General features: G+C 68.3%; 11 protein-coding genes. 4 read left to right on the forward strand and 7 right to left on the reverse strand.

Going from position 1 to position 12,792, the window contains the following annotated elements; translation table 11 throughout:
- Positions 1-87 precede the first annotated feature (87 nt).
- The 3 genes from QFZ42_RS07240 to QFZ42_RS07250 form a co-directional block, all read right to left on the reverse strand.
- The gene (locus QFZ42_RS07240) at positions 88-1,500 is read right to left on the reverse strand and encodes a GTPase/DUF3482 domain-containing protein (RefSeq protein ID WP_307700313.1); all 1,413 of its coding nucleotides are present in this window, start codon (positions 1,498-1,500) and stop codon (positions 88-90) included.
- Between the two features lie 4 nt (positions 1,501-1,504).
- The gene (locus tag QFZ42_RS07245) at positions 1,505-2,905 is read right to left on the reverse strand and encodes a DUF2868 domain-containing protein (RefSeq protein ID WP_307700314.1); all 1,401 of its coding nucleotides are present in this window, start codon (positions 2,903-2,905) and stop codon (positions 1,505-1,507) included.
- Between the two features lie 424 nt (positions 2,906-3,329).
- Complete coding sequence (locus QFZ42_RS07250; RefSeq protein WP_307700315.1) at positions 3,330-3,950, reverse strand: TetR/AcrR family transcriptional regulator; 621 nt, start codon at positions 3,948-3,950, stop codon at positions 3,330-3,332.
- Between the two features lie 73 nt (positions 3,951-4,023).
- On the opposite strand from QFZ42_RS07250, the gene QFZ42_RS07255 reads away from it, so the two are divergent.
- The gene (locus tag QFZ42_RS07255) at positions 4,024-4,452 is read left to right on the forward strand and encodes a VOC family protein (RefSeq protein ID WP_307700316.1); all 429 of its coding nucleotides are present in this window, start codon (positions 4,024-4,026) and stop codon (positions 4,450-4,452) included.
- 8 nt (positions 4,453-4,460) lie between these two features.
- Here QFZ42_RS07255 and QFZ42_RS07260 read toward each other — a convergent pair whose 3' ends face one another.
- Together QFZ42_RS07260 and QFZ42_RS07265 are read right to left on the reverse strand one after the other, a co-directional pair.
- Positions 4,461-6,320: an ABC transporter ATP-binding protein gene (locus QFZ42_RS07260; RefSeq protein WP_307700317.1), complete on the reverse strand. Its 1,860-nt coding sequence runs from the start codon at positions 6,318-6,320 to the stop codon at positions 4,461-4,463.
- Between the two features lie 30 nt (positions 6,321-6,350).
- Entirely contained in the window at positions 6,351-7,292 is a 942-nt protein-coding gene (locus QFZ42_RS07265; RefSeq protein ID WP_307700318.1) for a LysR family transcriptional regulator, read from the reverse strand.
- A 99-nt stretch (positions 7,293-7,391) separates the two neighbouring features.
- Here QFZ42_RS07265 and QFZ42_RS07270 point away from each other — a divergent pair, with 99 nt between their 5' ends.
- Both QFZ42_RS07270 and QFZ42_RS07275 read left to right on the forward strand, forming a co-directional pair.
- The gene (locus QFZ42_RS07270) at positions 7,392-8,216 is read left to right on the forward strand and encodes a DODA-type extradiol aromatic ring-opening family dioxygenase (RefSeq protein ID WP_307700319.1); all 825 of its coding nucleotides are present in this window, start codon (positions 7,392-7,394) and stop codon (positions 8,214-8,216) included.
- Positions 8,217-8,259: 43 nt separating this feature from the next.
- Positions 8,260-9,132 carry an alpha/beta fold hydrolase gene (locus QFZ42_RS07275; protein WP_307700320.1) on the forward strand — a complete coding sequence of 291 codons (873 nt, stop codon included), beginning with the start codon at positions 8,260-8,262 and terminating at the stop codon, positions 9,130-9,132.
- 21 nt (positions 9,133-9,153) lie between these two features.
- On the opposite strand, the gene QFZ42_RS07280 is transcribed toward QFZ42_RS07275, so the two are convergent.
- Positions 9,154-10,167 (reverse strand): Bug family tripartite tricarboxylate transporter substrate binding protein, encoded by a 1,014-nt coding sequence (locus tag QFZ42_RS07280; protein WP_307700321.1) that lies wholly within the window; start codon positions 10,165-10,167, stop codon positions 9,154-9,156.
- Complete coding sequence (locus tag QFZ42_RS07285) at positions 10,164-11,162, reverse strand: Bug family tripartite tricarboxylate transporter substrate binding protein (RefSeq protein WP_307700322.1); 999 nt, start codon at positions 11,160-11,162, stop codon at positions 10,164-10,166. Before QFZ42_RS07285 ends, QFZ42_RS07280 begins: the two co-directional genes overlap by 4 nt.
- A 165-nt stretch (positions 11,163-11,327) precedes the next feature.
- Here QFZ42_RS07285 and QFZ42_RS07290 point away from each other — a divergent pair, with 165 nt between their 5' ends.
- A complete protein-coding gene (locus QFZ42_RS07290; protein ID WP_307700323.1) occupies positions 11,328-12,779 on the forward strand; it encodes an FAD-dependent oxidoreductase in 1,452 nt (483 codons plus the stop codon).
- Positions 12,780-12,792 lie beyond the last annotated feature (13 nt).

Below are 12,792 nucleotides of genomic sequence, written 5' to 3' on the forward strand. Positions count from 1 at the left end.
CGTCGATGTCACGGAAAAGACTGGAACCCGCACCGGCGCCGGTGCGTAGGAATCCGTCGCCTCCGCCTGCAAGCGAAGGCTGGGCGCTCAGCTTTCGAAGGCACCCTGAAGCGTGCGCGCCAACTCGGCCACGAGTGCCTCGCGCTGCGGCGCGGGGCGCCAGAAGCTGCGCGTGGCCACGCCGGCCGATTCCCACTCCGGATGGCTGCGCGCCGGTCGCGCCGCGCGAACGGCCGCCGCCGTGGCGCGTGTCGGTGCATCCTGCGTCGCGCTCGTTTCGGCCGCAATGCGCCCGGTGGCCGCGTGGCCGCGCTGCTCCAATGCCCGCGTGAGCTTCAGCGGCCATGCCGTCAACGCAAACAGCACGCCGTCTTCGACCGTGAGCTCATGCACGTCGCGCAACTTGTTCACCAGCTTGCGCCCGAACGGACCCCAGCCTTGCGACACGGCGCCGCCGATGGCGCCGCCCACGGCGGCACCCGCGCCCAGCGAAATGCCGGCCACGGCCAGGTCCGCCACCACGCCGATCGCCGCGCCGACGACCGCACCCTTGCCGAGCCGCAGGCCCGCCTCCTTCATGGCTTCGGGGCTGAAGAAGTCCAGCGTCCAGCGGCCTTCGACGAGCGGCAGCGGCGCTTCGCCGGCATCGTCCTGGCGGAAGCCGTAGAGCGCGAGCAGGTCGTCGGTGCAGCGTTGTGCCTTGTCGAACACGTCTTTCTGCAGCGCAGCCACGAGTGTCTTTCGGCGCGGGGTGTCCGCGAACTCTTCGGCCGCTACAGTCCGGCGCAGCGCGGCGGCGTCGACCAGCATTTCCGCGATGCGCGCGCAGGCCGCGCGGCGCCGCTCGACGGCTTCGGCGGCCAGCGAATCCACCACGTTGTGCAGCAGTTCGCGCCGGTCGCGCAGCAGCGTCGACAGATCGTTGTAGAGCTCACGCTCGGCACCGACGAAGGGCGCGGCGGCGTCGAAGCGCACCTGCACGTGAAGGCCATAGGCCGAGAGCAGTTCTTTCCACGCGGGCTCGCGGCTTGCCGCGTCGCGTACGAAGTTCAGCACCGGCAGCACGGGCCTCGCGCAGGAATTGAGCAGCTCGATCTCGTCGCGGAACTTCGGCAGCACCGGCTCGCGCACGTCGATGACGAGAAAGGCCGCATCGATATCGAGCATGGTGCGCAGCACCTTGGCCTCTTGCTCGAACACGCCGTGGGCCTCAGGGCCCTGGAGAAAGTTCCGGATGCGCTCGGGCGGCGTGGCCTCTGGGTCGAGCCCGGCCAGGTGCTCGCGCAGGGCCACCGCATCTTCGAGCCCCGGCGTGTCGAAGAAGCGCACGGCGGCCCGGCCGTTCACTTCGAGGTCGGCCGATTCCACGTGGCGCGTGGTGCCCGGGCGCTGCGACACCTCGCCGAAGTTGGCGCGCCGCGTCAACGTGCGCAGCAGCGAAGTCTTGCCTGCGTTGGTGTGGCCGACGACGGCGATGCGGATGGCTTGCTGCTGCGTCATGGCGTCATGGTGTCGTGCCGAGTTGCTGCAAGGCGTCTTCGAGCCCGTGCGTGGCCGCGACACGTTGCAGGCCGGTGCCCTGCAGCCAGTCGATCCAGCGTTGAATCATGTCGGGGGCGGTCGCATCTTTTGCGGCCTGGGTCAGCCACAGCCGGCATTCACCGCAATGGGCCAGCACTTCGCGCAGGAAGCGCTCGGTGCCGCGGTCGGGGCTCGATGCGGCATGGCACACCAGCAGCACGGCGCGCGGACGGACCTGGGCCAACTGATCAAGCAAAGCGCGGCGCGCGGGGGCGCTGCCGTCGATGCGCTGCACCTCTGCGAGGGGCAATCCTTCGGGCGGCCATGCCGTATCCGAAGGCAGTTCGAAGCCGACGACGAAGAGCGCGTCCCGCAATTCCGAAGGCGCCAGGCCGGCAGGTGGGGCGCCCTGTGGACGACCGGGGTCGGCATCGACGATGGTGGGTGGCGCTAGCGCGGCGAAGCGGGCCATCAGCTTGCGATAGTAGGGCTCGCTCCAATCGGGGTGCAGCGCCCGTCGGCGCCGGTGCCACACCACCGTGCTCAGCAGTACGAGGGCAAGGCGCGGCAGCAGTCCGTAGACGACGATGCAGCCCGTGAGCCACAGCGCCCATGCACGCTGGCCTGCGGCGGCGGGAGTGGCCGAGAGCACGGTTGCCGCATCGGGCACCGCAAAGCCGAGTTGTGCCGGCGCCCAGCCCAGCGCGTGGACCGCACGCACGAAGAAAGCCGGTTCGAGAATCGTCGTTTCCCAGCTCAGCGTGTAGCTGCGGAATGCCAGCGCGAACAGCAGTGCGGCCAGCACCACCGCGAACGAGAGCGCCCAGATGCCGTGGCTCACGAGCCCGAAAGCCCACGGCAGCAGTCTGGCGCGGGTCAACAGCCCGGTGGCTGCGCGTACCAGCAGGGGGGCTTGGCCCCGCTTGCCGCCGGCCACGCGCGCCGTGAGCGAGAGCCATATCCATCCGAGCGAGCTTGTGTTGAACGAGCCAAGGGGGAGCCACAGGCCGGCCAGCCACAGCAGCAGCGTGAGCAGGTGAACGCCGAGCAGGCTCACGAGCGCGACGATCACGTTGATGTGCCGGTCGCCGCCCCCAACCACGTTCCCCGCCAGAGTCAAGCCGGCGACGACGACCAGCGCTACCAGGCCAAGCAGCACCCACGGGCCCCATTGCCGCGCGCGTGCCAGTTCGGGTTGAAGGCCGATGCGCTCGCCAAGCTGAAGCGCGCGGGCCGTGATGCGTGCGTGCGCGTCAGCTGACCGCGAGGCGGCAGTGCGCATGGCTTGCGCATCGTCGAGCGGACCTTTGTCTTCAGTCCATCGGATCGCCTCGGTGATGACCGCGTCCGGAAAGGCAGGTTCGCGCAACGCGGTGTTGGTCAACAGGGTCCCTTCGCAAGTGGCACCGGCGATGGCCGGGGCGCGCGAATTATGCCCGGCGCGCTGCGAAGGACTCTATGCGAACGACTGGAAAAGGGACCTCAAGCGGTCCCTTTCGTGGAACACCGCGGAACCGGCTCTGCCGGGCCGCAGGTGTTGCCCCCGGCGAGGGGGGAGGAGAAGCGACACGAAGTGCGCGCAGCCTGGGGGAGGGCCCATCTTTAGCGAAGGCCGAAGAACGAAAGCACGGCCACGACAACCACGACCAGACCGACGATATAGATGATGGAATTCACGCGAGGACTCCTCGTTGTTGACGACAGCTTCAGCATCGCGCTCCGGTCGGGCCGGGGCTGTCGGCGAGGGGCGGCCCGTGCTGTAGGACTCGCGAAGACCCGGGCGAGCGCATGCGCCGTGCCCGCGCGCTTCACGGGGAGGGCCTGCGGCGCGGCTCGGGGCCCAGCGCCTGCTCGAGCAGCCAGCGCATTGCCGAATGGATTTCTTTCGCGTCGGCGCCGGCATCGATCTCCAGTGCCGCCCGGTCGAAGGCCGCCGAGAGCAGCCGGGAAAGAGCGTCCAGCGAAACTTCTCCCTTGCCCAGCCCGGCTTTTTTCAGCCCCTGGCGCAGCGAGCCGGCGGAGGTCGCTTCGTCGATGGCCATGATTTCTTCGAGGCCCAGCACGGCGGGGCCTTCGATGAGCAGCAGCCGCGTGCGGCCGGGCGTGCTCATCGCATTCAGGTAGGCCTTGCTGCCCTCCAGCAGTGCTTCGCGCGGCGTCAGCTGCCCTGGCGTGGCCGCTTCGATGTCGGCTGCCACGGCTTCGGCTTCACGCACCAGCACCTGCCTGAACAGGTCGCGCTTGTCCACGAAGTGGTGATACAGGGCGCCACGGGTGATACCGGCGGCAACAGCAATCCCCGGCGTCGAGGTTTCGCCATAGCCTTTGCTGATGAACAGGGCGCGCGCCGCATCGATCAGCGCAAGGCGGGTGGTTTCCGTGCGCTCGCGGTTGGTTCTGAACGGAGACGTGGCGACTGATTTTGGCATTTACATACAGGCTGTTTGTATATTATATTGCAATATACATGCAGTCTGTATGTTAATTGAAAGGACCGACGTCATGAAAGTGACGAGCTACTACCCGGTGATCATGACCCACGACGTCGCTGGGACAGCCAGCTTCTACCAGGCGCACTTCGGCTTCTTGCCGCTGTTCACGAGCGATTGGTATGTGCATCTCCAACTGGCGGAGCAGCCCTCGGTGAACCTGGCCGTGCTCGATGGCCGCCACGAGACGATCCCCGCCACCGCGCGCGGCCAGGTGGCAGGTGGCCTGCTGCTCAACTTCGAGGTGGACGACCCCGACGCGGTTCACGACCGGCTCGCGGCGGCCGGCCTGCCGATTCTCCTGGCGTTGAGCAACGAGGATTTCGGCCAGCGCCACTTCATCACCAGCGACCCAAACGGCGTGCTGATCGACATCGTCAAGCCGATTCCACCGAGCGCCGAGTTCGCTGCGCAGTACGAAGCCGGCGCACTACCGACCTGAGGCCCTGCTCAGGCCCGCAGCGCTTCGTCGTCTTCTTCGAGCGAGTCGCCCAGGAAGCCGCCGCTCTGATGAGCCCAGAGCCTCGCATAAAGCCCGCCTTGCGCCAGGAGCGAGCGGTGGTCGCCTTCTTCCACCACGCGGCCTTCGTCGAGCACGATGAGCCGGTCCATTGCCGCAATGGTCGACAGGCGGTGCGCAATGGCAATCACGGTCTTGCCTTCCATCAGCCGGTAGAGGCTCTGCTGGATGGCGGTTTCCACCTCGGAGTCGAGCGCGCTGGTGGCCTCGTCGAGCAGCAGGATCGGCGCGTCCTTGAGCATCACGCGCGCAATCGCCACGCGCTGGCGCTGGCCGCCCGAGAGCTTGACGCCCCGCTCGCCCACGTGCGCTTCGTAGCCGCGCCGGCCAGTGGCGTCGCCCAGCGTCTGGATGAAGTCGTGCGCTTCGGCGCGCTTGGCGGCGGCCTCGATCTGGGCCGGCGCGGCGTCGGGCCGCCCGTAGGCGATGTTGTCGGCCACCGAGCGGTGCATCAGCGAGGTGTCTTGCGTCACCATGCCGATGTGGCTGCGCAGCGAATCCTGCGTCACATGGGCAATGTCCTGCCCGTCGATCAGGATGCGGCCGCTCTCCAGGTCATGAAAGCGCAGCAGCAGGTTGACCAGCGTCGACTTGCCGGCGCCCGAACGGCCGACCAGGCCGATTTTTTCGCCCGGTTTCACGACCAGGTTCAGGTCGTCGATGACGCGGCGGCCCGCATCCGCGTAGCGGAAGCTCGCGTGCTCGAAGCGCACCTCGCCGTGCGGCACCTCGAGCACGCCGGCATCGGGCGCGTCGAGCACCGTGCGCGGGCGCGACAGCGTCTTCATGCCGTCCTGCACGGTGCCGATGTTCTCGAACAGGCTGGTCATCTCCCACATGATCCAGTGCGACATGCCCTGCAGGCGCAGCGCCATCGCGGTGGCCGCCGCCACCGCGCCCACGCCCACCGTGCCGTTCGACCAGAGCCACAGCGCGGTGCCGGCCATGCCTGCGGTCAGGCCCATGCTGAGCGCATGGTTGACAATTTCGAATGCGCTCACCAGCCGCATCTGCCCGTAGCCCGTGTACATGAACTCGCGCATCGCGTCCCGCGCGAAGCCGGCCTCGCGCTGCGTGTGCGAGAACAGCTTCACGGTGGCGATGTTGGTGTAGGCGTCGGTCACGCGCCCGGTCATCAGCGCACGCGCGTCGGCCTGCGCCTTGCCCACCTTGCCCAGCCGCGGCACGAAGTACATCAGCGAAACCGCATACAGAGCGAGCCAGACGATGAACGGCACCACCAGCTGCACGTCGAGCACGCTCACCAGCACGAGGATGGTCACCACGTACACGCCCATGGCCACCACCACGTCGGCCAGCACGAACAGGGTGTCGCGCACCGCCAGCGCGGTCTGCATGACCTTGGCCGTGATGCGGCCCGCGAACTCGTCCTGATAGAAGGCCATGCTCTGGCCCAGCATCAGCCGGTGAAAGTTCCAGCGCAGGCGCATCGGCAGGTTCACCGCCAGCGTCTGGTGCTTGACGATGGTCTGCAGCGCGACCACGCCAATGCTGATGACCAGCAGCGCGGCCAGCCACATCAGCGTGTTGCCGCGATCCGCCCAAAGCCGCGAAGGAACCTGCCCGCCGAGCCAGTCGACCACGCGCCCGAGTACGGCGAACAGCAGCGCCTCGAATCCCGAGATCGCTGCGGTGAGCGCCGCCATGACCGCCATCTTGAGGCGCAGGCCCTGCGTGCAGGCCCACAAGAAGGCGAAGAAGCCCGCCGGAGGAAGTGCCGGTTCGGCCGAGGGATACGGGGGGAGGAGTTTTTCGAAGAAGCGGAACAAGGCGGGCAGTCTCCAGGGCAAGCCGCGACTTTAGCCCGGGGTGGCATGTCCTTGCCCCGAAAGGGTGCGTTCCGGTGCCGCGGAGGCCTGGCCGCCCAGCCGCTCGCCGAGAAAGTCGATGAAGCTGCGCAGCTTGGGTGCCATGTACTGGCGGCTGGTGTACACGGCAAACAGCGTGACCGGATGCGGGGCGTGGTCCGGCAGCAGCCGCACCAGCCGGCCCGCGGCCAGGTCGTCGCCGACCAGCCATTCGGGCAGGAAGGCAATGCCCATGTCCGCATGCACCGCATGGAGCGTGAGCGTGGTGTCGTCCGACCGCAGGGCCGGCGTGAGACGCAGCGGGAACATCCGCCCGCCCGGCCCCTTGAGCGAGAGGTTGTCGAGGTTCACGTAGCTCGGCACGATGGCGCCGAGCCGGCCCAGGTCGGCCGGCACCGCTGGGTAGCCCATGCGGCGCAGGTAGGCGGGCGTACCGGCCAGATGAAAGGGCACGCGGCACAGCGGCCGCGCAATCAGCGCCGGGGAAGGCTCCTGGGTGGCGCGCAGCGCCAGGTCGTAGCCGTCGGCCGCGAGATCGACCTTGCGGTTCTCCAGGTGAATGTCGACCAGCACTTCCGGAAAGCGCTCGCGGTAGTCGGCCAGCACGCGCGCGAAGCGCGGCGTGGCACACCACACCGGCGCGCTCACCTTGAGCTGGCCTCGCGGCGCCTCGCTCTTCTGGCCGATGGCGGCCTCGGCGGCGTCGAGCAGGTCGAGCGCGCGCCGGCTCTGTTCGTACCAGGCGGTGCCGGCCTCGGTCAGGCTGAGGTGACGGCTCGAGCGGTGCAGAAGCCGCGCGCCGAGCGACTTTTCGAGCTGCGCCACATGCTTGCTGGCCATAGGCGGCGACATCGACAGCCGCTCGGCCGCAGCCACGAAGCTGCCCGATTCGACAACCTCTCGAAATACGCGCAGGCTGGTCAGGCGGTCCATCGATAGTTTCCTGTGGAGAAATGAATCAATGCATCGTAGCCTGTCGATTTCCTTTCGGGAAATGTCTACAGTCAATGCAACGCTTTAAGGAGCATCGATTTGACCCAAGACAACACCTCTTCGCGCCTGCCCACGTATTTCATCTCGCATGGCGGCGGCCCCTGGCCCTGGATGAAGAAGGAGATGGGCCCCATCTACGACCAGCTGGCCGCCTCGCTTGCCGACATGCCACGGCAAATCGGCCGCACGCCCAAGGCCATCCTCATGGTGTCGGCGCATTGGGAGGCTCCGGCTTTCACGGTGCAGGGCCATCCGACGCCGCCCATGATCTACGACTACGGCGGCTTCCCGCCCCATACCTACGAGGTGCACTACGACTCGCCGGGCTCGCCCGAACTCGCGCAGCGCGTGCAGTCGCTCATCGCGGCGGCCGGCCTGCCGGTGCAGATCGACCCCGAGCGCGGCTACGACCACGGCATGTTCGCGCCGATGGCCGCGATGTACCCGAAGGCCGACGTGCCGGTGGTTCAACTGTCGCTGCGGCGCGGGCTCGATCCGGCCGAACACCTGGCGCTGGGCCGTGCGCTCGCACCGCTGCGCGACGAGGACGTGCTGATCGTCGGCAGCGGCCTGAGCTATCACAACCTGCGCAACTTCGGTCCGCAGGCGCATGGCGTATCGAAGGCCTTCGACGATTGGCTCGACGCGGCGGTGGTGAAAGGCGCACCCGCCGAACGCGCCGCGCAGTTGCAGAACTGGGAAGCAGCACCGGCCGCGCGCATGGCGCATCCGCGCGAGGAGCACCTGATTCCGCTGCTGGTCGCGGCCGGCGCGGCCGAGCAGGAGCCCGGCGAGCGCGTGTACCACGAGGACGCCTTCATGGGCGGGCTCGTGGTGTCGAGCTACCGCTTCGGCGGCGTCTGACCCTCGCGGTGCAGGGCGCGAGGCCGCGCGGCAAAATCGGGTGATGCCACCGACCCTCGACAGTCTCGGCGCCTCTGCGGCGCGCCGCGAAATCGCGCGCATCGACGCGCTCTCCACCCATTACGACCCGGTGCACGACGGCGTGCGCGTGCGCTGGCGCCGCTTCGGCACCGACACGACGAAGCCGCCCATCGTGCTGCTCCACGGCGGCCACGGCAGCTGGATGCACTGGCTGCGCAACGCCGAGGCGCTGTCGGCCGAACGCACGCTGCTGCTGTCCGACATGCCGGGCTTTCACGATTCCGATGCGCTGCCCCGCGTCGCGCCCGGTGAAGATTCGCTCCTCCCGTTGCTGCAGGCGCTCGGCGGCACGCTCGACGCGATCGTCGGCGCGGGCGTCCCCGTCGATCTCGGCGGTTTCTCGTTCGGCGGCCTCACTGCCGCGCGGTTTGCGGTGCAACGCGGCGCGGTGCGCAAGCTCGCGCTTCTGGGCAGCGGCGGCCACGGCACGCTGCGCCGCATGACGGCCCAGATGATCAACTGGCGCGCCGCACCCGACCGCGAGGCCGAGCGCGCCGCACTGCGGCACAACCTGGGCGCGCTGATGCTGCACGACACCTCGGCCATCGACGCGCTGGCCTTCGAGATCCACGACATCTCCTGCCACGGCACGCGCTTTCGCAGCAAGGAGGTGTCGCAGGCGGGCGGTCTCCAGAAGGCGATCGACGCGCTGGCCGTTCCGACGCTGCTGCTCTGGGGTGAATACGACGTCACGGCCGATCCGCGTCCGCTGGTGGCGCAGCTCGCGAGCGAGGGGCCGAACCGCGAAGGCGTGGTCGTCGACGGCGCCGGGCACTGGGTGCAGTACGAGCGCGCCGACGAGATCAACGCGCGGCTGCTGAAGTTCTTCGGCTGAACCTTCAGCGACCGTGACTGGCTACTGCTTCGTGAGCCCAAGCTTTCGGATGGTCTCGGCCCACTGGTCATAGGTGGTGCGTGTCAGGTCGGCCAGTTGCTGCGGTGTCGACGACTCGGCCTCATAAGCACCCTGGCGAAAGAAGTCGCGCGTGGCGGGCATCGCCAGCACTTGCGCGAGCGCGGCGTTGAGTCTCGCGACCACCGGCGTCGGCATGCGCGCCGGGCCATAGAAACCGAGCCAGCTCGCCATGTCGACGCCGGCGACGCCTTGTTCGGTCATCGTCGGCACGTCGGGCAGCATCGGGCTGCGCCTGGGCGCCGCCACCGCGAGCATGCGCACCTTGCCCGTGGCGGTGTTCTGGATGGCGTTGGGAGCCGCGTCGAAGTAGTACTGCACGCGGCCCGCGAGAAAATCCTTCGCGGCATCGGCGCCGCCCTTGTAAGGCACGTGCACCACGTCCAGCCCCGCCTGCTGCGCGAAGGCCTCGCCGTAGATGTGCGACGAGGTGCCGGTGCCGAAGGAGGCGTAGCTCATCTTGCCCGGATTGGCCTTGATGTAGGCCACGAGTTCCTGCACGTTGCGCGCGGGCACGCTCGCATGCACGGTCAGCACCAGCGGCCCGCGTGCGCCGAGCGAGATGGGCGTCAGGTCCTTGAACGGGTCGTAGCGCACCTGCGCCAGGGTCTGCGGGTTTTGCGCCACCACGGAAGAGGGCGCGTACATCATCGTGTAGCCATCGGGCGCCGCGCGAATCACTTCTTCGGTCGCGAGGATGAAGCTCGCGCCCGGCCGGTTCTCGACGATGACCGGCGTCTGCAGCACCTCGCCGAGCTTGTTGGCGACGAAGCGCGCCTGCGCGTCGGAGGCGCCGCCTGCGGCCAGGCCGAGCACGATGCGGATGCTGCGGCCCTTCTCGGGGAAGGGCACGGGCTCGGCCGCGAGCACGCTCGGCGGCAATGCGGTTGCGCCAAGTGCCAGCCCGAGCCAGGCGGCAACGCGGCGGCGGCTGATGGCGCAAGGCAATCGGTTCATTGCTTCGCCAACCCGACCTGCTGCACCATCGCGCCCCAGCGCTCATAGCTCGAGCGCGTGATGCCGGCGAACTCCTCCGGCGTGGACGCGCCGGCTTCGTAGCCGCCCGAACGGTAGAACTCGCGCACCTGCGGCATTGCCAGCACCTGCGTGAGCGCGGCATTGAGCCTGGCGACCACCGGGGCGGGCATGTGCGCGGGGCCGTAGAAGCCGAGCCAGCTCGGCAGGTCGAGCCCCGTCACGCCTTGCTCCGCGAAAGTGGGAACGTCCGGCAATGCAGCGATGCGCGCATTCGCGGCAATCGCCAGGATCTTCACCTTGCCGGTGCCCGAGGTGATGAGGGCCGAAGAGGCCGAGTCGAACATGTACTGCACGCGGCCGCCGATCAGGTCCTTCGCCGCATCCGAGCCGCCCTTGTAGGGAATGTGCACCGCGTCGATGCCGGCCTTCTTCACGAAGGCCTCGCCGTAGATGTGCGACGAGGTGCCCGCGCCGAAGGAGGCGTAGCTCACCTTGCCGGGGTTCGCCTTCACGTAGGCGATGAGTTCCTTCACGTTGCTGGCCGGCACGGTGGTGCTGATCGACAGCACGAGCGGGCCTCGGCCGCCCATCGAGATGGCGGTGAAGTCCTTGAACGGGTCGTAGGGCACCTGCGAGAAGGTGTGCGGGTTCTGCGCCATGGTCGACGAGGGCGCGTAGAGCAGCGTGTAGCCATCGGGCAGCGCGCGCGCCACCTCGCTCGCGGCCAGCATGGTGCTGGCACCGGGCTTGTTGTCGACGATCACGCCGGTGCCCAGCACCTCGCCGAGCTTCTGCGCCACGATGCGCGCCTGCGCATCGGTGCCGCCGCCGGCCGTGAAGCCCACCACGATGCGGATCGGCTTGCCGCCGCGCACGGGAAAGTCTTGCGCCACGGCCAGGGGCGCCAAGCCCAGAAAGGCGGCCGCGCCGAGCGCCGCGCCGAATGCGCGGCGGGTGCCGCAGGGTTTCTTCATCGATGTCTCCGTTGGAATGTTCTTCTCATATTGATTTAGAAAATCATAAAAATCCAGATCATCTAGGGAATACCCCGAAAAACGGGCGTTTATGTACTTTTGTGTTTGACAAAATGAACATTGAAATCAAAATACAGCGAAACAGCCCATTCAAGACACTCTTCCATGAAAACTGTCGTCCGCACCGACGAGCGCATCCTGTCCTCCGACATCTTCGACCGCGACAGCCGCGTCAAGCGCCCTGACCACGGCAGCTGGGCCGAGCCCGGCAAGGACATTCCGGTCTATCACCGCTGCGGCGTGCTGGTGGTGGGCGGCGGGCCTTCGGGCACCGCGGCCGCCGCGGCTGCAGCCCGCGCCGGGGCCGACGTGGCGCTGCTCGAGCGCTACAACCACCTGGGCGGGCTTTCCACCGGCGGCCTCGTGATCTGGATCGACCGCATGACCGACTGGGAAGGCAAGCTCGTGATCCGCGGCTTTGCCGAAGAGCTGTTCGACCGCCTGCCGGCCGACGCCATCGCCGGCCCGGCGCGTGAAGACTGGGGCTCGCAGGATGCGGCCAAGGCCGCGCACTGGTCGCAGCGCACGGCGGCCTACCACGGCGTGGTCACATGGTCGCCCACCATCGACCCCGAGCGGCTCAAGCTGCTGTCGCAGGAGATCGTGCTGGAGCGCAAGGTCAAGCTCATCTACCACTCGTGGGCGGCCATTCCCATCGTGCAGGGCGGCGCGGTGAAAGGCGTGGTGTTCGAGAGCAAGGAAGGCCGCATGGCGATCATGGCCGACGTGGTGGTCGACGCCACCGGCGACGGCGACCTGTTCGCGCGCGCCGGCGCGGCTTTCGTGAACGATATCGAGGAGGCCGACGTGCACCACTGCATGAACACCTCCTGGCTTTTCGGCGGCGTGGACATGAACCGCTGGATCGAGTTCAAGGCCGGCCAGCCCGAGGCGTTCACTGCCTTCATGGCGCGCGGGCGCGAAGTGTGCGGCCTGTTCGAGCGGCCCTTCGTCTCGTGGCGCAACGACGTCGCGCTGTTCATGGGGCCGCGCCAGTCGGGCTACTCGGCGCTCGACGTGGACGACCTCACGGCTGTGGAGGTGCGCTCGCACCGCGCGATGGCCGCGCACCTGGACTACTTCAAGGCGCATGCGCCGGGCTTCGAGGACGCCTACCTGATGCTGAGCGCGCCGCAGATCGGCGTGCGCCATGCGCGGCGCCTCTCCGGTGTGGGCGCGGTGCTGCGCAGCCAGTGGCCCGACGGCGTGGCGCTGGCCGACGAAGTGGGCGTGACGCCCGCCGTGTCGCCCAAGTTTCCGAACATCTCCATTCCCTACGGCGCGCTGGTGCCGCAGCAGCTCGACGGGCTGCTGGCGTGCGGCCGCCACATCTCGTGCGACCGCAACTCGCATGGCTTCATGCGCGAGATTCCGCAATGCTGGATCACGGGGCAGGCCGCCGGCGTGGCGGCGGCGCTGGCCTCGCAGGGCGGCATCGAACCGCGCTTCGTCGATGTGGGCGCGCTGCAGTCCGCGCTCCTCGGCCAGGGCGTGTACCTGCGTGCCGGTGCGGGGCAGGGCGCGCAGGTGCTGGCCACGGCCGAAGCCGGTGTCTGAACGTTCCACCATG

This window comes from Variovorax paradoxus, assembly GCF_030815855.1.
GTDB lineage: Bacteria > Pseudomonadota > Gammaproteobacteria > Burkholderiales > Burkholderiaceae_C > Variovorax > Variovorax paradoxus_M.